The following is a 17676-nucleotide window of genomic DNA, read 5'->3' on the forward strand; positions in this document are numbered from 1 at the left end:
GTGTGCGATCCCCCGAGGAGTCCCATGAAGTGCGAGCTGGCGTACACGCGACGCGGGCAGGGCGAGCCGCTCGTCCTCCTGCACGGCATCGGCCACCGGCGGGCTGCGTTCGACCCGGTGATCGACGAGCTGGCGCAGCACTACGACGTCATCGCGGTCGACCTGCCGGGCCTGGGCGACTCCCCCGCCCTGCCCGCCGGCACCGGCTACAGCGCCGAGAACGTCGTCTCGGTGCTCGCCGAGAACTTCGAGCGCTGGGGCGTGGACCGGCCGCACGTCGCGGGCAACTCACTCGGTGGCCTGATCTCGATCGCGCTCGCCCAGCACGGGCAGGTGCGCTCGGCCACCGGCCTGTCGCCGGCCGGCTACTTCCGGCCGTGGAGCCTGCTGCAGGCCACGCTGACGCTGCTGCCGCTCAAGCTCGGCTCGTACCTGCCGAAGCCGGTGCTGCGCCTCGCGGCGAGCGTTGCTATCGGACGCTTCCTCATCGGCTTCGTGCTCTACCGCCACCCGGGCCGGTACTCCGCCGAGCGCGTCTACGGCGACGCGCTGGCGATGAGGAGCGGCAAGGGCTTCTGGCGCTACTTCCTCCGGTGCGTCCCGCTGGGGTTCACCTCGCCCGCGGCGTTCCGCGGCTCGGCGAAGGTCCCGATCACGATCGCCTGGGGCGACCACGACCTCATCCTGCACCAGTCCCAGGCCAAGCTGGCCGCCAAGCGGATGCGAGGCGCCGAGTTCGTGACCCTGAAGGACTGCGGCCACGTCCCCATGGGCGACTCCCCCGAGCAGGTCGTGGCGGCCATCCGCCACACCACCGCCCGCGCCGCCGCGAGCGCCCCCGCCGCCTGACTCACGCCTCCGGCGCGCGAGATCTGTAGCGGTATCCACCGTTCTTCCGGTGGATCCGCCGAAAAGGCGTGGACAGCGCTACACATCTGGCGCCCCGGAGGGGCGGTCAGCGGTGACGGGCGAGGAAGGCCGCGGTCCGCGGGTCCTGCGGCGCGGTGAAGAGCTGCTCGGGCGGCCCGGCCTCCACGATGCGGCCCTCGGCGAGGAACACGATCCGGTCGGCGCACTCGCGGGCGAAGTCCATCTCGTGGGTGGCCATGACGATGGTGCGGCCCTCGTCCTTGAGCTGGCGGATGACGTCGAGCACCTCGGCCACGAGCAGCGGGTCGAGCGCCGACGTCACCTCGTCGAGGAGCAGCAGCTCGGGGTCCATCGCGACCGCGCGCACCAGCGCGACCCGCTGCTGCTGACCGCCGGACAGCGAGTCCGGGTAGGACCCCGCCTTCGCCTCCAGCCCCACGCGGGCCAGCAGCTCGTGGGCACGGCGCACGGCCTCGGCCTTCGAGACGCCCTTGACCCGGCGCGGCCCGAGCGTGAGGTTCTGCAGCACGCTCAGGTGCGGGAACAGGTTGAAGGCCTGGAACACCATCGCGATCCGGGCGCGGGTGGCGTTCTCGTCGATGGCCGGATCGGTCAGCTCGAGGTCGCCCAGGAAGATGTCGCCGTCGTCGGTCTGCTCGAGCAGGTCGATGCAGCGCAGCAGCGTGGACTTGCCCGAACCGGACGCGCCGATGAGGCAGACGACCTCACCCGGCTCGACGGTCAGGTCGATGCCGTCGAGGACGACGTGGTCGCCGAACGACTTGCGGACTCCTGCGACGCGCAGCATCAGCTGCCTCCCTGCCGGCGCATGGAGCGGATCGTGAGCCAGTCGGTGAACCGCGCCAGCGGGATCGTCACGACGATGAAGAACAGGGCGGCCACGCACAGCGAGGTCACGTTGAAGGTGCTGGCCTGGTAGACCGAGGCCGCGCGCAGCGCCTCGACGAGACCGATCGTGGACACCAGCGCGGTGTCCTTCTGCAAGGACACGAAGTCGTTCATCAGCGGCGGGGTCACGTTGCGGACGGCCTGCGGCAGGATCACGCGGGTCAGGGTCTGGCCGTAGCCGAGGCCGAGGGCGCGCCCGGCGGCCCACTGGGTGGGGTGCACCGAGAGGATGCCGGCGCGGATGACCTCGGCGACGTAGGCGCCGTAGCTCAGGGTCAGCGCGATGACGCCCAGCCAGAACAGGCTCGTGGGCACGCCCGCCAGGCCCAGCGCCGGGAAGCCGAAGCCGACGAGCATCACGACGAGGATGGTGGGGATGCCGCGGAACACGTCGGTGTACGCGGCGGCGAGGATCTTGAACGGCGCCATCGCGGGCGACGGGATGACGCGGACCACCGCGACCAGCAGCGCCAGCGGCAGCACGAGGGCCTCGACCGTGAGGAACAGCCGCACGTTGAGCCAGAAGGCGTCCCAGATCGCGGGGAAGGACTCGCGGGCGTGGTACCCGCTGAAGAAGGTCTCGCGGACGCGCGGCCAGCCGGGCGCCGACGTGATCACCCAGGCCAGCAGGCCGAGGACGACGAGGCTCGAGACGGTTCCCACCGCCGCGCGGCGCAGCGTGCGACGACGCCGGAAGGCGTTGCGCTGCTGCTGCCGCGCGGACAGCGGGGGTGGGCCGAGGGGCCCGGGGTCGGCGTGGGTCACCGGGTCACTTCAGGACGGGGACGTCCTGCGACTCGGCCAGCCACTCCTGCTCGAGGTCGGCGAGCGTGCCGTCCTCGGTCAGGGCCGTGACGGCCTCGTCGACACAGGAGGTCAGCTCGCTGCCCTTCTCCAGCAGGAGGCCGAACTGCTCGGGCTCGCCGCCGTCGAAGTCGAACTGACCCGCGATCGTCGCGTCCTCGAGCTCGGCGGCGACGAGGTAGAAGGCGCTGGGCAGGTCGGCCACGATGCCGTCGACCTGGCCGTTGGCCAGCGCGAGCGCGGCCTTGGTGGTGTCGTCGTAGACCAGCGGGGCGTCCTGCGTCTCGAGCGACTCGATCGCCTTGAGCGACGTGGTGCCGATCTGTGCGCCCAGGCTCGCGGTGCGGAAGTCGTCGAGGCTCTTGGCATCGGCGAACTTCGAGTCCGAGCGCACGATGATCGCCTGCGCGGCCGAGTAGTACGGCTTGCTGAAGTCGACGGCCTGCTGGCGGTCCTTCGTGATCGAGATCTGGTTGATGTCGAAGTCGAAGGCCTTCTTGCCGGGCTGGTACGAGGTGTTGAACGGCACCTTGGTCCACGCGACCTGGTCGGGCTCGAAGCCCATCTGCTCGGCCACGGCGTAGGCGACGGCGGACTCGAAGCCCTTGCCGTTGCTGGGGTCGTTGTCGACGAACCACGGCTCGAAGGCGGGGTCGTCGGTGGCGATCGTGAGGGTGCCGGACTTGACGAGCGGCAGCTGGTCGACCGCGCAGTCGGCGGTCGCGCCGGCGGTGGAGTCCGAGGACGCGTCGTCGGAGTCGTCGGCCGGGCCGCAGGCGGCCGCGACGGAGAGGAGGAGCGCCAGGGGGACGGCGAGCAGGGAACGCTTCATGGTGCCCATCGTAATGTGCGTGAGACCCGGTCTTGCCCAGCGGACTCTTATGAACCTCGTTGCATATGGGCGTTGGGCGCCCTAGGCTCCCGCCCATGGCCCTGGACCACGCGATCCTCGTGTCGCTCACCGAGCGCGCCGCGAGCGGCTACGACCTCGCCCGGCGCTTCGACGCGTCCATCGGCTTCTTCTGGCCCGCCAGCCACCAGCAGATCTACAAGGTGCTGGCGCGGATGCAGGAGGCCGGCTGGGTCGAGGGCACGCTCCAGGAGCAGGACGGCCGGCCCGACAAGCGCACCTACGCGATCACCGCCGCCGGCGAGGCCGAGCTCGACCGCTGGGCCGCCGAGCGCAGCGGTCGCGAAGCCCTCCGCAGCGACTTCGCCGTCAAGCTGCGGGCCTTCCGCGACCCCGAGGCGATCCTGGCCGACACCCGCGACCGCCGCGCCGCCCACGTGGAGCGGCTCGCCGAGTACGAGGCGAGCGAGGCCCGCTTCTACCCCGACCCCTCCGCCCTCGAGGGCGCCGACCTCGGCTCGTGGCTCGCGCTGCGCGGCGGCATCGTCGGCGAGCACCAGGGCATCGCGTGGTGCGACGAGATCCTCACTGCCCTCGAAGGGCGCGAATCCCGATGACCAGCACGATCACGCCCAGCGTCATCGCCGTGCCGATCAGCACGAGGTGCACCCAGAAGAACGACGTCGGCTCCTGCCACCTCGCCCCGCCCCACGCACGGTCGTCGTCGACGATCGCCTTGAAGAACCGGGGCCAGATGACGACGTTGAAGACGCCGGCCGCGATGAGCAGCCAGGACGCGAGCTTTCCGATCACCACCCCATCCTCCCAACCGAAGGGAAACCGCCCATGAAGGCCTTCCGCGAGCTCGTCGAGAGCAGCATCGAGTCCGGCTCACTGGCCGGCGTCGAGGACCTGCTGGCCGACGACGTCGTCTTCCGCAGCCCTGTCGCGCACAAGCCGTACCCCGGCAAGGCGATCACCACGGCGATCCTGAACGGGGTCGCGCGGGTCTTCGAGGACCTCCACTACGTCAGCTCCATCGAGGAGGGCAACCGCAGCGCCCTCGTCTTCGAGACGCGGATCGGCGACACCACCATCAACGGGTGTGACTTCATCACGACGAACGACGAGGGCCTCATCACCGAGTTCACCGTGATGGTCCGCCCGATGAAGGGCGCCACCGCCCTCATGGAGGCGATGGCCGCGCAGTTCCCGCAGATCGAGGCCGACGCGATCGCGTTCACGGAGCGGCAGCGGTGAGTGAGTTCCCGCACCTGCTGAGCCCGCTCGACCTGGGCTTCACCACGCTGCGCAACCGCGTGGTCATGGGCTCGATGCACACGGGCCTGGAGGACCACGCGAAGGACATCCCGAAGCTCGCGGCCTACTTCGCCGAGCGCGCCAAGGGCGGCGTCGCGCTGTCGGTCACGGGCGGCTTCGCGCCCAGCTGGCGAGGCTGGCTGCTGCCGTTCGGCTCGGAGATGTCGCGCAAGCGCCATGCCGACAAGCACCGGCTCGTCACCGACTCGGTGCACGAGCACGGCGGCAAGATCGCGCTGCAGGTCCTGCACGCCGGGCGCTACGGCTACTCCCCCTTCAAGAAGGGCGTGTCGTCGGTGAAGTCGCCGATCACGCCGTTCAAGGTCTCGCCGATGTCGACGCGCGAGGTCGACCGCACCGTCAGCGACTTCGCTCGGACGGCGGCGCTGGCCCAGCGCGCCGGCTACGACGGCGTCGAGATCATGGGCTCCGAGGGCTACCTCATCAACCAGTTCCTCACCGCGCGCACGAACGACCGCACCGACGCGTGGGGCGGTTCGGCCGCGAAGCGGATGCGCTTCCCGATCGAGATCGTGCGCCGCACGCGCGAGCTCGTCGGCGAGGACTTCATCGTGCAGTACCGCATCAGCCTGCTCGACCTCGTCGACCAGGCGCAGACGTGGGAGGAGACCGTCGAGCTCGCGCAGGCGCTGGAGGCCGAGGGCGTCACGATCTTCAACACCGGCATCGGCTGGCACGAGGCGCGCATCCCCACGATCGTCACGAGCGTGCCGCGCGGCGCCTTCACGTGGGTCACGGCGAAGCTGCGGGCCGAGGTGGGCGTGCCCGTCGTGGCGTCCAACCGGATCAACACCCCCGAACAGGCCGAGGCGATCCTGGCCGCCGGCGAGGCCGACCTCATCTCGATGGCGCGGCCGCTGCTCGCCGACGCCGACTTCGTCAACAAGGCCGCCGAGGGCCGCTCCGACGAGATCATCACGTGCATCGCCTGCAACCAGGCCTGCCTGGACCACACGTTCAAGAACCAGCGCGCGAGCTGCATGCTCAACCCGCGCGCCGGCCACGAGACCGAGCTCGTGCTGCTCCCGACGCGGAGCGCGAAGCGCGTGGCGGTCGTCGGCGCGGGTCCGGCCGGGCTCGCCGCCGCGGTCGAGCTCGCGGGTCGCGGTCACGAGGTCGAGCTGTTCGAGGCGCTGCCCGAGATCGGCGGCCAGTTCCGGCTCGCGATGCAGATCCCCGGCAAGGAGGACTTCGCCGAGACCGTCCGCTACTACTCGGTGATGCTCGAGCGCCGCGGCGTGACGGTGCACTTGGGCCGACGGGCGTCCGTCGAGGACCTCAGCGGCTTCGACGAGGTCGTCCTCGCCACCGGTGTCGAGCCGCGCGTTCCCGAGATCCCGGGCGTCGACCACCCCTCGGTGGTGACGTACCAGCAGCTGATCCGCGAGCAGGTCGTCGCGGGCGAGCGCGTGGCGGTCCTCGGCGCCGGAGGCATCGGCTACGACGTGTCGGAGTTCCTGCTGCACGAGCCCGGCGAGTCGCTCGAGCACTGGATGGGCCGCTGGGGCGTCACCGATCCCGCCCTCGAGCGCGGCGGCCTGGCCACGAAGACGGCGGCCCCGCCGCGGCGCGCCGTCACCCTGCTGCAGCGCAAGAGCAGCACGTTCGGCAAGGACCTGGGCAAGACGACCGGCTGGGTGCACCGCACGACGCTGAAGGACTCCGGCGTCGAGTTCGTCGGCGGCGTCCGGTACGACCGGATCGACGACGAGGGCCTCCACGTGACGATCGGCGCCGACGGGGACTCCCCCGCGTCGCGCGTCATCCCCGCCGACACGATCGTGCTGTGCACCGGGCAGGAGTCCGTGCGCGACCTCGTCGAGCCCCTCGAGGCCGCCGGCGTCACCGTCCACGTCATCGGCGGCGCCGACGTCGCCGCCGAGCTCGACGCCAAGCGGGCCATCAAGCAGGCCACCGAGCTGGCGGCCCGGGTCTGACGGCTTCCCCGGGAATCTGTCCACCGCCGACGGCACACTGAGGGCATGACGAGGCGCGTGGTGCTGCTGCGGGCGGTGAACGTCGGGGGCGCGAAGCTGCCGATGGCCGAGCTGCGTGAGGTCGCCGAGGGGCTCGGGGCGCGCGACGTCTCCACCTACATCGCCTCGGGGAACCTGCTGGTCGACGTCGAGGACCCGGCGGCGTTCGACCGCGCGCTCGAGCAGGCCGTCGAGGAGCGCTTCGGGTTCTTCCGCGAGGCGATCAGCCGTTCGCCCGCGGAGCTGCGCGCGGCTCTGGAGGCGCATCCGTTCGAGGTGGTCGAGAAGCGGTTCTCCTACGTCACGTTCCTCGCCGCAGAGCCGACGGCCGCCGCGATCGCGAAGGCGCGGACCTTCGAGACCCGCGACGACCGCTGGGAGGTCATCGGCCGCGAGCTGCACATCCGGTACGCCGACGGCGCCGGGCGACCCCAGATGAAGGACGCCTCCATCGGGCGCGCGCTCGCGGTGCCCGGCACCGCCCGCAACCTCAACACCGTGGAGAAGCTGATCGGGCTCACCGAGGGCTGATCCTGTGGACGACGGGATGCGCCGGGCCCTCGCGGGCTGACATCGTCACCGGCACCCGTCACACTGGAGGAGTGCCCGTCATGGACCTGGAGTCGACCATCACCTGGGTGGGATTCGCCGCGTTCGCCGTCGCGCTGTTCGGCTACCTCGCCACGATGAAGCGCGACCTGCGGGCCGAGATGGTCACGATCGCGCAGGGGCTCGAGGTGCGGACCGACACCCGCTTCACGGCGGCCGACCGTCGTCTCGACGACGTCGTGGCACGGTTCGACGCGCGGTTCGATGCCTCCGACACCCGATTCGACCGGCTTGGGAACAGGTTCGACCGCCTGGAGATTAGGTTCGACGGCCTGGAGGAGCGCTTCGACCACCTCGAGAACAGGTTCGACCGGTTCGAGGAGCGGTTCGATGCCTCGGAGGCGCGTGCCGACACCCGCTTCGCGGGGATGGACGCGCGGTTCGACGCGCTCGACCGGCGCGTGTCCGACCTGCGCGACGACGTGCGCGCCGGGTTCGCGGCCACCGACCTGCGGCTCACGACGCTCGAGCAGCGCACCTTCGACATCGGTGCCCGGCGCCGCCCGGGGGCCGGGTGAGCGACTGGTTCGACCGACGCTGGCTGGTGCTGACCGGGGCCGGCGTCAGCACCGACTCGGGCATCCCGGACTACCGGGGTCCCGACGCCGTCCCGCGCCAGCCGATGACCTACCAGGACTTCATCGCCACGCCCGCCCATCGCCAGCGCTACTGGGCGCGCGCCCACCTCGGCTGGAGCCGGATGGGCGGCGCCGAGCCGAACGTCACGCACCGCTTCCTCGCCGAGCACCAGGACCGCCTGGTCGGCCTCATCACCCAGAACGTCGACGGCCTGCACGAGAAGGCGGGCTCGCTCGACGTCGTCGACCTGCACGGCCGGCTCGACCGGGTGATCTGCCTCGACTGCGGCGACGTCACCAGCCGCGCCGAGGTGCAGGCCCGGCTCGACGCCCTCAACCCCGGCTGGACCGATCAGGAGGTCACGATCGCGCCCGACGGCGACGTCGACCTCGAGGACACGGCCGGGTTCGTCGTCGCCGACTGCACCCAGTGCGGCGGCCGGCTCAAGCCCGACGTCGTCTTCTTCGGCGAGTCGGTGCCCAAGCCCAAGGTCAACCACTGCTTCGACCTCGTCGAGCGCGCCGGTCGCGAGGGCGCCGCGCTCGTGGTGCTGGGCTCGTCGCTGCAAGTGATGAGCGGGCTGCGGTTCGTCCGGCGCGCGGCGAAGGACGGCACCGAGATCGTCATCATCAACCGCGGCCCCACCCGGGGCGACGAGCTCGCTGACGTGCGCATCGACGACGGCGTCGCCGAGACGCTGCAGCGGCTGTCGCTCCGGGCCGGGGAGCGGCTCAGCTGAGCTGGCGCAGGCGCACGGTCTCGGGCAGCGCGGCGAGCTCCTTGAGCACGTCGGCGCCGACCTCGGCCGAGACGTCGGTGACCACGTAGCCGAGCTCGCCGCGGGTGGCGAGCTGCTGGCCCTCGATGTTGACGCCGTGGTCGCCCAGGATCGTGTTGATCGTGGCGAGCACGCCGGGCGCGTTGTGGTGCACGTGCGCGAGGCGGTGACGGGCCGGGTCGCTCGGCAGGTTGAGCTCGGGGAACGTCACCGACAGGTTCGTCGTGCCGGCCTTGGCGTAGGCGCGCAGCTTCGAGGCGACGAAGCGGCCGATGTCCTGCTGCGCCTCCTCGGTGGAGCCGCCGACGTGCGGCGTGAGGATGACGTTCGGGACGCCCCGCAGCTCACTCTCGAACGGGTCGCCCTGGGCCTTCGGCTCGACCGGGAACACGTCGAGCGCGGCGCCCGCGATGTGGCCCGACTCGAGGTGCTGGCGCAGGGCCGCGGTGTCGACCGCGATGCCGCGCGACAGGTTGAGGAACAGCGAGCGCGGCTTCATCGCACGCATCTGCTCGTCGCCGAACAGGCCCGCGTTGCCGGGACGGCCGTCGACGTGCAGCGAGACCACGTCGGCGATCGCCAGCAGCTCGTCGATCGTCGCGCACTTCTTGGCGTTGCCGAGCGCGAGCTTGTCGTCGATGTCGTAGAACACGACCGACAGGCCGAGGGCCTCGGCGATCACCGAGAGCTGGCTGCCGATGTTGCCGTAGCCGACGATGCCGAGCGTGCGGCCGCGCACCTCGTGGCTGCCCGCGGCCGACTTGTTCCAGACGCCGTGGTGCATGGCGGTGGACTTCTCGTGCAGGCGGCGGGCGAGCGAGATGATCTCGGCGATCGCCAGCTCGACGACGCTGCGCGTGTTGGAGTACGGCGCGTTGAAGACGGCGACGCCGTGGCGCTTCGTGGCCGCGAGGTCGATCTGGTTGGTGCCGATGCAGAAGGCGCCGATCGCGAGCAGGTCGGGAGCGTTCTCCAGGACCTTCTCGGTGATGTAGGTCGTCGAGCGGATGCCGAGCAGGTGGACGCCCTTGATCGCCTCGATGAGCTCGTCCTCGGTGAGCGCGGCGCTGCGCGTCTCGACCTGGTAGCCCTTGTTGCGCAGGAAGTCCGCGCCGTCGGCGTGGATGTTCTCGAGGAGCAGGACCTTGACGTCCTGGTCGTCGATCGTGGTCAGCGGTTCGTGAACGTCGAAGCTCATGCTCATCATCGTCATCGTGTGTGGCCTCCGGGTCAGCGGTCGATCGGGCTGACGCGGGGCCCAGGCGAACGGTCCCGTAAGTCGTGCTGCCCGCGGCTCCCTGGTGGTAGCCACCTCAACGCCAGTCGCGCGCGGACCTCTCCATCCTAGCGGCTCGGGCCAGTCGGCCCGATCGCGTCCGGGAGGCGGTCAGTCCTTCAGGTTGCCCTGCATGGCCGCGACGGCCTCCGGCGGGACCTCCTGGTCGAGGTTCGCCAGGCGGACCTGCCCCTGCGCGATCAGCCTCCCGTCCTGGTTGACCGAGTCCAGGTGCCACAGCTGCTGCGTGCGGCCGCGGTGGATCGGCGTGGCGGTGGTGGTGATCGTGTCGCCGTTGCGGGCCTGGCGCAGGAAGTCGGTGGAGTTGTTCGTGCCGACGACGACGCCCTTCGTGCCCAGCCAGATCTGCCCGGCCATGCTGGCGGTGGACTCGTGCACCGCGCAGTAGATGCCGCCGTGCGGGATGCCGAACGGCTGCAGGTGGTCGTCGGTGATCGTGAAGCGGACGACCACCTTGTCGGGGGTCAGCTCGACGTGCTCGACGCCGAGCACTCCGTCCAGGCCGGGGATGTCGCTCATGGTCCGGACTCTAGCCAGACCGACTCGCACCGCGTCACCGAGTGGCGCATACTCGGGCTTGATACGGGTACCCCCTAGGGGTATGTTGAAGCCATGAGCCACGAGCACCCCGGATACGCCGACGACAAGGCGGCCGTCCTCAAGCGACTGGCGCGGATCGAGGGACAGGTCCGCGGCATCAACCGAATGGTCGAGTCCGACACCTACTGCATCGACGTGCTGACCCAGATCAGCGCGACCACGAAGGCCCTCGAGGCCGTCGCCCTGAAGCTGCTCGACGAGCACCTCGCCCACTGCGTCGCGGACGCCGCGGCCAAGGGCGGACCCGAGGCCGACCAGAAGATCAAGGAAGCATCCGACGCCATCGCGCGTCTGGTGAGGAGCTGAGAGCCATGACCACCACCACCTACACCGTCACCGGCATGACCTGCGGCCACTGCGCCGCGGCCGTCACGCAGGAGATCACCGCGCTCGACGGCGTCGAGGACGTCGCGGTCGACGTGGCGTCGGGCGCCGTCACGGTCACCAGCCAGGGTCCGCTCGACGAGGCGCAGGTCGCGTCCGCGGTGGACGAGGCCGGCTACGCGCTGGCGGGTCCGCGCGACCTGCCGCTGGTCTGATGACCACGCACGAGACCGAGGCGGACCCCACCACCACCTACCGCCTCGACATCGGCGGAATGAGCTGCACCTCGTGCGCGATGCGCATCGAGAAGAAGCTGAACCGCCTCGAAGGCGTGGAGGCGAGCGTCAACTACGCCACCGAGAAGGCCACGGTGCACGCCCACCACGGGGTCGACCCGCAGGCGCTCGTCGAGACCGTGGAGAAGACCGGCTACACCGCGCAGGTCCACGACCCGCACGCCGGCCACGAGGGTCACGCCGCCCACGGCGGCCTCCACTCGGCCGAGTCGATGCGGAAGCGCCTCCTGGTCGCGACGATCCTGAGCGTGCCCGTGACGGCCATCTCGATGATCCCGGCGCTGCAGTTCGCCGGCTGGCCGTGGGTCGTGCTGGCGCTGACCACGCCAGTGGTGCTGTGGGCCGCCTACCCGTTCCACTGGTCGGCCGCGCTGAACGCGCGCCACGGCGCCGCCACGATGGACACCCTCGTCAGCATCGGCGTGGGCGCGGCCTACGTGTGGTCGCTCGTCCAGCTGTGGCTCGGCGTGACCGGCCACGGGGTCGAGCACGGCCACTACTACTTCGAGACCGCGGCGGTCGTGACGACGTTCATCCTCGCCGGCCACTACCTCGAGGCGAACGCGAAGCGCCGCTCGAGCGCCGCCCTGCGCACCCTGATGGACCTCGGTGCGAAGCACGTCGCGGTGCTGCGCGACGGCCGTGAGGTCGAGGTCCCGATCGAGGAGCTGCACGCCGGCGACGTGTTCGTCGTGCGTCCCGGCGAGAAGGTCGCCACCGACGGCGAGGTCGTCGAGGGCGGGTCGGCCGTGGACGAGTCGATGCTCACCGGCGAGTCGGTGCCCGTCGACGTCACGGTCGGCGACACCGTCACGGGCGCCACGGTGAACCAGTCCGGACGACTCGTCGTGCGCGCCACGGCCGTCGGCCAGGACACGCAGCTGGCCCAGATGGCCCGCCTCGTCGAGGAGGCCCAGGAGGGCAAGGCGGAGGTGCAGCGGCTGGCCGACCGCATCTCGGCGTGGTTCGTGCCGGGCGTCCTCGTCCTGGCCGCGCTGACGCTGCTGGTGTGGCTGCTGGTCGCGCCGGGCATCGCCGCGTTCGAGGCCGCCGTCGCGGTGCTGATCATCGCCTGCCCGTGTGCCCTCGGCCTGGCCACGCCCACCGCGCTCATGGTCGGCACGGGCCGCGGCGCCCAGCTGGGCATCCTGATCAAGGGGCCGCAGATCCTCGAGTCCACGCGGACGATCGACACGATCGTGCTGGACAAGACGGGCACCATCACGACCGGCACGATGAGCGTCGCGCACGTCGATCCCGAGTCCGGGGTCGAGGCCGACGAGCTGCGCCGTCTGGCCGCCTCGGTCGAGTCCGCCTCGGAGCACCCGGTGGCACGCGCGATCGCGACGCTGGCCGACCCGCTCCCGGTGTCGGAGTTCCGCAACCACGCGGGGCAGGGCGTCGAGGCGACCGTCGAAGGGCACGTCGTCCGCGCGGGCCGTCCCGCTTGGATCGGCGCCGCCGACCGTCCCGACCGCACGGGCACCGTCATCGCCGTCTCGCGCGACGGGCAGGTGCTCGGCACGATCACCGTGGCCGACCGGGTCAAGGACTCGTCACGGCAGGCGGTGGCCGACCTGCGCCGGCTGGGCCTCGAGCCGATCCTGCTGACGGGCGACAACGAGCGCGTGGCCACGGCGGTCGCCGCCGAGGTGGGCATCGACCGGGTGCACGCCGAGGTGACGCCCGAGGACAAGCTCGACGTCGTCCGCGAGCTGCGCGAGCAGGGCCGCGTCGTGGCGATGGTCGGCGACGGGGTGAACGACGCCGCCGCGCTGGCCGGTGCCGACCTCGGCATCGCGATGGGCACCGGCACCGACGTGGCGATCGCCGCGAGCGACCTCACGCTCGTGCACGGCGACCTCGCCACCGCGGTGACCGCCGTCGAGCTGTCGCGCGCGACGCTGCGCACGATCAAGGGCAACCTGTTCTGGGCCTTCGCCTACAACGTGGCCGCGATCCCGCTCGCCGCACTGGGCTTCCTCAGCCCGATGATCGCGGGCTTCGCGATGGCCGCCAGCTCGGTGTTCGTGGTGACGAACTCGCTGCGGCTGCGGCGCTTCGCGCGCTGAGCCGCTCCCCCGCCGCCATCCCCCCGATTCCGGGGGGATGGTGGCGTTTCGGGCAGGCCCACGGCGCGCCCGTGCGCCGCGCATGACACGATCGTCGGTGAAACGCGGCCGCCGCATCGGGTCGGTGCCGCACCGACGAGGGGGACACATGAACGTTCGCAAGCCTGCCGCCGCACTCGCCGCCGCGGTCCTGACCCTGGGACTCTCCGCCTGTGGTGGCGGCCAGTCCGTCGAGGACGCCTGCAAGGTGGCCGAGAAGGAGGTCAAGGACGCGATGGGTGACCTGAGCGGCATCGACCCCACCGACAGCGACAAGGCGACCGACACGATCGCCTCGATGGCCGACGCGCTGAAGAAGACGCAGAAGGACCTGGAGAACAAGGAGGTCAAGGACGCCATCGGCGATCTGTCGGCCGAGTTCGACAAGCTCGAGGGCGCCTTCGCCGACCTCAAGGCCGCCGGCCAGGACACCGAGAAGCTGCAGGAGGTGTCGCAGGAGATGAGCACGCTCTCCACCGACATCCAGGCCAAGGGCGAGAAGCTCGACGAGCTCTGCGGCTGAGCAGCACCAGACGACGCCGCGGTGTCCCCTCGGGGGCTCCGCGGCGTCGTCGTCCGTGGCGGCGTGTGTCGGCGCTCCGGACTACGCTGGCGGCATGCCCCTGCTGACCGTCTCCGGTTCCCTGTCCGTGCGCGAGAAGATCGCCATCCCGCCCGGCGGGGTCGCCACGGTCAAGGTCGTCGACGCCGACGGCGAGGTGCTGGCCGCCACGGCGCTCGAGGCCGAGCACGTGCCGCTGGGCTTCGAGGTCGCGATCGACCCCGAGGTCGTCTCGGGCGACCTGTTCGTGTGGGCGCTGCTGCGCACCGACGTGGGCGCCTGGGGCACCCTCGAGCTCGTCCCGGCCGACCTGGAGACCATCGACCTGACCCGGATCGGGGACTGACGCCGTGCCCCGACCGGGCCCGGCCGTCACGCATCTGAGCGATGCCGAGATCGCCGCGAACAACCGCCCGGTCCTGCGCCGCATCGCCGCCCTGCTGCGGCCCTACCGCTCCAAGATGGCCGCCGTCGCGGTCATCGTCGTCCTGTCGGCGCTGCTGACCTCGATCGTCCCGTTCCTGACCCAGGCGGTCTTCGACGACGCCCTGTTCGGCGAGGGCGGCCCCGACCTCGGCCTGCTCGGCTGGCTCGTCGCCGGCATGTGCGCCCTGCCGATCCTGGCCTCCACGCTCAACATCGCGCAGAACTGGCTGACCTCCACGATCGGCAACTCGGCGATGGCCGACCTGCGCAGCGAGCTCTTCGCGCACCTGCAGAAGATGGAGCTGGCGTTCTTCACCACCACGAAGACCGGCGCCATCCAGTCGCGCCTGGCCAACGACGTGGCCGGCGTCCGCACGGTGCTCACCGACACCGCCACCTCGATCCTGCAGAACACCGTCACCGTCACGGCGGCGTTCATCTCGATGGTGATCCTGTCGTGGGAGCTGACGATCCTCACGCTGATCCTCATGCCGCTGTTCGTGTGGCTGCAGCTGAAGGTCGGCCGGCGCCGCCAGCAGCTGGCCCGACGCACGCAGGAGTCGCTCTCGGAGATGACCGCGATCACCGAGGAGTCGCTCAGCGTCTCGGGCATCCTGCTGGCCAAGGTGTTCAACCGCAGCCGCTCCGAGGCCGAGCGCTACCGCGACGCGAACCTCGAGCAGACCCGCCTGCAGGTCGAGCAGGCGATGACCGGCCGGCTGTTCTTCGCCACCGTGCAGACGTTCTTCGCCATCACCCCGGCGATCATCTACCTCTTCGCCGGCTTCATCATCGCGGGTCGGATCCCCGGCGACTCCGCGTCGCTCACGGCCGGCACCCTCGTCGCCTTCACCACGGTGCAGGCGCGGCTGCAGATGCCCTTGCTCCAGCTGATGCGGGTCTCGCTCGACGTCCAGACCTCGCTGGCGCTGTTCCGCCGCATCTTCGAGTACCTCGACCTCGAGCCCGCCATCGTCGACCGGCCCGGCGCGCGCGACGTGAAGCCGTCCGAGCTGGAGGGCCGGATCGAGTTCCGCGACGTGTGGTTCCGCTACCCCGAGCCGCGCGCGCTCACCGGCGAGACGGCCAGGGACCGCTTCGGCGACTCCTCCGGCGAGATCGAGGCCACGTCCACGGCGCAGGCCGACGCGTGGGCGCTGTCCGCGCTGTCGCTCACGATCGAGGGCGGTCAGTTGGCCGCGATCGTGGGGCCCTCGGGGTCGGGCAAGACCACCGCCACGTACCTCGTGCCGCGCTTCTACGACGTCGACCGCGGCCAGGTGCTGATCGACGGGATCGACGTCCGCGACATCACGCTGTCGTCGCTGGCCGACTGCGTGGGCATGGTGACGCAGGAGCCCTACCTGTTCCACGGCACGATCCGCGAGAACATCGCCTACGCCAAGCCCGGGGCCACGCCCGACGAGATCGTCGCGGCCGCCACCGACGCCAACATCCACGACCGGATCATGGGCTTCCCGGACGGCTACGACACCGTCACGGGCGAGCGCGGCTACCGGCTGTCCGGCGGCGAGAAGCAGCGCATCGCGATCGCGCGCGTGCTGCTCAAGAACCCGCGCATCCTCATCCTCGACGAGGCCACCAGCGCCCTCGACAACGAGACCGAGCGGCTCGTGCAGGAGGCGCTGGAGCGCGCCACCACGGGCCGCACCACGCTCGCGATCGCGCACCGGCTCAGCACGATCCAGAACGCCGACGTGATCTTCGGCCTGGTCGACGGCCAGGTCGTCGAGCGGGGCACCCACGCCGAGCTGGTCGACGACGAGGCCGGACTGTACGGCCGGCTCTACCGCGAGCAGTTCTCCACGCACCGTCCCGCACCCGCCGCGGCACGTCCGCTGGGAGCCGTGGGGCACCTGCGTGCGGATGTCTCCCTCTGATTCCAGCGGGACGGACCAAAGTCGTGGCCACGGCCACCGCGGACTGCCAGAATCCACTCCATGACCGCCACCTACCTGGTGACCTCGGCACTGCTGGTGCTGTCGGTCCTGGCGGTACGGCACCACCGGCCGTCGGTGTCGGTCCCGGTGGTCGTCCTCGTGCTGGCGACGGCCGCGTGGAACGTCCTGCGGGCGATGCGCGGCCCCGGCGACACCGACCCGAGCGTCCTGGTGGCCGCGAACATCGTCGTCGTCCAGGTCTGCGCCGTGGCCTTCTACGTCGCGTGCCGGCGCCTGGTCCAGGGCCGGTGGCTGGTCTCGCCGTGGCTGTGGATCGGCGCCGTCTGGATCGCAGCGGTGAGCTTCATCGGCATGGTGCCGGCGGTGGGCATCACCGACGGCGACCACTACTACGACAGCCCGGTCTACGTCGTCCACCTGGCGTACTCGTTCACCCTGCTCGGCGGCGGCGTGCTCACGCTCAGCACCCGCCAGCACGACCCGTCGCGGCACGTCCGCCGGGTCGTCGTGGCCGCCGAGGTCGCGGCCGTCCTCATCATCACCTTCCAGGTCCTGCGCCCCACCCTCACCCCGCTGGCGATCTCGGGCCTGGCGTTCGTGATGGTCTGGACGACGGGCCACATCGCCGCGTGGTCGCGGTCGGCGTCGCGCGCCGACCGCCTGATGGACTCGATCGGCGTCTTCATCTTCGTGATCGACCGTGCCGGGATGCTCCAGGACTGGAACGGCCCGGCCGCGAGCCTGCTGCGCCTCATGGGCCGCACCGCCTCGCACGGGATGGACCTCGCCCAGGCGCTGTCGATGCCCTCGCACTTCTCCGACGGATCCACGGTGTCGCTGCACGTGCAGGGCGCCGAGCTGCGCACGGCGCTGTCGGTCCACGCGGTCGACCCGCTCGCCCGCGGCGGCGACCTCGTCCTGATGTTCCGGCCCGTGCGCTCGTCGCTGGAGAGCTCGTCCTTCCCCACCGTGTCCGGTGTGCTCAAGGGCCACGACCCGGCCACGCAGACCCTCGGCCGCAAGGCGGCGCTGGAGACCGTGCGGGCGGCCGCCGTCGACGGCACCCCGGTGATCCGCGTCGTCGTGGTGCCGCGCGGCCCGCGACGCGCCGACGAGGCGATGTTCCTCATCGCGCGACGCCTGGAGGCGCGCGCCGCCGATCGCGGCTTCCCCGACGTCGAGTGGGCCCGCCTCGACACGTGGACCTTCGTCTCGCCGCTCATCGACGAGAGCTTCGAGGTGCTGACGGTGACGGTGCCCGTCGACGACCTCGGGCTCGACATGGAGGTGACCCTCCACGAGCCGGTGCCCGGCGAGTCCCCCGCCGCGTTCGTGCGCCGCGTGTCCGACGCCTACGGCCACGACACCGCCCAGGGCAGCTGAGTCCCCCGCACACGACGAAGCCCGCCACGACCGAGGTCG

The 17676-nt window shown here is 71.1% G+C and carries 20 protein-coding genes and 1 riboswitch; of the genes, 14 read left to right on the forward strand and 6 right to left on the reverse strand.

Translation table 11 applies throughout. The features are described from left to right. Positions 1–24: 24 nt before the first annotated feature. A complete protein-coding gene (locus BJ975_RS14560; protein ID WP_179427212.1) occupies positions 25–849 on the forward strand; it encodes an alpha/beta fold hydrolase in 825 nt (274 codons plus the stop codon). 106 nt (positions 850–955) lie between these two features. Here the strand turns inward: BJ975_RS14560 and BJ975_RS14565 are convergent, their stop codons facing one another. The 3 genes from BJ975_RS14565 to BJ975_RS14575 are packed head-to-tail and all read right to left on the reverse strand — an operon-like array spanning position 956 to position 3415. After that, a complete protein-coding gene (locus BJ975_RS14565; RefSeq protein WP_179427214.1) occupies positions 956–1678 on the reverse strand; it encodes an amino acid ABC transporter ATP-binding protein in 723 nt (240 codons plus the stop codon). Beyond that, on the reverse strand, positions 1678–2544 hold the full coding sequence (locus BJ975_RS14570) for an amino acid ABC transporter permease (RefSeq protein ID WP_269304568.1): 867 nt from the start codon (positions 2542–2544) through the stop codon (positions 1678–1680). Before BJ975_RS14570 ends, BJ975_RS14565 begins: the two co-directional genes overlap by 1 nt. Before the next feature lie 4 nt (positions 2545–2548). Then, positions 2549–3415, reverse strand: a complete 867-nt coding sequence (locus BJ975_RS14575) for an ABC transporter substrate-binding protein (protein WP_179427216.1) — start codon at positions 3413–3415, stop codon at positions 2549–2551. Between the two features lie 95 nt (positions 3416–3510). Here BJ975_RS14575 and BJ975_RS14580 point away from each other — a divergent pair, with 95 nt between their 5' ends. Continuing rightward, a complete protein-coding gene (locus BJ975_RS14580; protein WP_179427218.1) occupies positions 3511–4050 on the forward strand; it encodes a PadR family transcriptional regulator in 540 nt (179 codons plus the stop codon). Here the strand turns inward: BJ975_RS14580 and BJ975_RS14585 are convergent. Then, positions 4019–4246: an SCO4848 family membrane protein gene (locus BJ975_RS14585; RefSeq protein WP_218845954.1), complete on the reverse strand. Its 228-nt coding sequence runs from the start codon at positions 4244–4246 to the stop codon at positions 4019–4021. The genes BJ975_RS14580 and BJ975_RS14585 overlap by 32 nt on opposite strands. A 33-nt stretch (positions 4247–4279) precedes the next feature. Between BJ975_RS14585 and BJ975_RS14590 the strand changes: the two genes are divergently transcribed. From BJ975_RS14590 to BJ975_RS14610, 5 genes are all read left to right on the forward strand, one after another. Further along, positions 4280–4693 (forward strand): nuclear transport factor 2 family protein, encoded by a 414-nt coding sequence (locus tag BJ975_RS14590; protein WP_179427222.1) that lies wholly within the window; start codon positions 4280–4282, stop codon positions 4691–4693. Next, positions 4690–6711, forward strand: coding sequence for an oxidoreductase (locus tag BJ975_RS14595; protein WP_179427224.1), 2022 nt, complete (start codon positions 4690–4692; stop codon positions 6709–6711). Before BJ975_RS14590 ends, BJ975_RS14595 begins: the two co-directional genes overlap by 4 nt. Positions 6712–6756: 45 nt before the next feature. Beyond that, entirely contained in the window at positions 6757–7281 is a 525-nt protein-coding gene (locus BJ975_RS14600; protein WP_179427226.1) for a DUF1697 domain-containing protein, read from the forward strand. A 71-nt stretch (positions 7282–7352) separates the two neighbouring features. Further along, positions 7353–7877 carry a hypothetical protein gene (locus tag BJ975_RS14605; RefSeq protein WP_179427228.1) on the forward strand — a complete coding sequence of 175 codons (525 nt, stop codon included), beginning with the start codon at positions 7353–7355 and terminating at the stop codon, positions 7875–7877. Further along, a complete protein-coding gene (locus tag BJ975_RS14610; protein WP_179427230.1) occupies positions 7874–8677 on the forward strand; it encodes a Sir2 family NAD-dependent protein deacetylase in 804 nt (267 codons plus the stop codon). Before BJ975_RS14605 ends, BJ975_RS14610 begins: the two co-directional genes overlap by 4 nt. On the opposite strand, the gene serA is transcribed toward BJ975_RS14610, so the two are convergent. Beyond that, positions 8670–9914: a phosphoglycerate dehydrogenase gene (gene serA, locus BJ975_RS14615; protein WP_179427233.1), complete on the reverse strand. Its 1245-nt coding sequence runs from the start codon at positions 9912–9914 to the stop codon at positions 8670–8672. The two genes, BJ975_RS14610 and serA, sit on opposite strands and share 8 nt — an antisense overlap. A gap of 51 nt (positions 9915–9965) precedes the next feature. Next, positions 9966–10053, reverse strand: a riboswitch (ZMP/ZTP riboswitch). 50 nt (positions 10054–10103) lie between these two features. Beyond that, on the reverse strand, positions 10104–10532 hold the full coding sequence (locus BJ975_RS14620) for a PaaI family thioesterase (protein WP_179427235.1): 429 nt from the start codon (positions 10530–10532) through the stop codon (positions 10104–10106). Positions 10533–10625: 93 nt separating this feature from the next. On the opposite strand from BJ975_RS14620, the gene BJ975_RS14625 reads away from it, so the two are divergent. From BJ975_RS14625 to BJ975_RS14655, 7 genes are all read left to right on the forward strand, one after another. Further along, positions 10626–10919: a metal-sensitive transcriptional regulator gene (locus tag BJ975_RS14625; protein WP_179427237.1), complete on the forward strand. Its 294-nt coding sequence runs from the start codon at positions 10626–10628 to the stop codon at positions 10917–10919. A 5-nt stretch (positions 10920–10924) separates the two neighbouring features. Beyond that, positions 10925–11152, forward strand: coding sequence for a heavy-metal-associated domain-containing protein (locus BJ975_RS14630; RefSeq protein WP_179427239.1), 228 nt, complete (start codon positions 10925–10927; stop codon positions 11150–11152). Next, positions 11152–13305 carry a heavy metal translocating P-type ATPase gene (locus BJ975_RS14635; protein ID WP_179427241.1) on the forward strand — a complete coding sequence of 718 codons (2154 nt, stop codon included), beginning with the start codon at positions 11152–11154 and terminating at the stop codon, positions 13303–13305. The genes BJ975_RS14630 and BJ975_RS14635 overlap by 1 nt, the downstream gene beginning before the upstream one ends. A 148-nt stretch (positions 13306–13453) precedes the next feature. Next, positions 13454–13867 (forward strand): hypothetical protein, encoded by a 414-nt coding sequence (locus BJ975_RS14640; RefSeq protein ID WP_179427243.1) that lies wholly within the window; start codon positions 13454–13456, stop codon positions 13865–13867. Positions 13868–13961: 94 nt separating this feature from the next. After that, positions 13962–14252: a YbaY family lipoprotein gene (locus BJ975_RS14645; protein ID WP_179427245.1), complete on the forward strand. Its 291-nt coding sequence runs from the start codon at positions 13962–13964 to the stop codon at positions 14250–14252. Positions 14253–14256: 4 nt separating this feature from the next. Continuing rightward, complete coding sequence (locus BJ975_RS14650; RefSeq protein ID WP_317628260.1) at positions 14257–16233, forward strand: ABC transporter ATP-binding protein; 1977 nt, start codon at positions 14257–14259, stop codon at positions 16231–16233. Positions 16234–16293: 60 nt separating this feature from the next. Further along, positions 16294–17637, forward strand: a complete 1344-nt coding sequence (locus tag BJ975_RS14655; RefSeq protein WP_179427247.1) for a nitrogen regulation protein NR(II) — start codon at positions 16294–16296, stop codon at positions 17635–17637. Positions 17638–17676 lie beyond the last annotated feature (39 nt).

This window comes from Aeromicrobium tamlense, from assembly GCF_013408555.1.
Taxonomy (GTDB): domain Bacteria; phylum Actinomycetota; class Actinomycetes; order Propionibacteriales; family Nocardioidaceae; genus Aeromicrobium; species Aeromicrobium tamlense.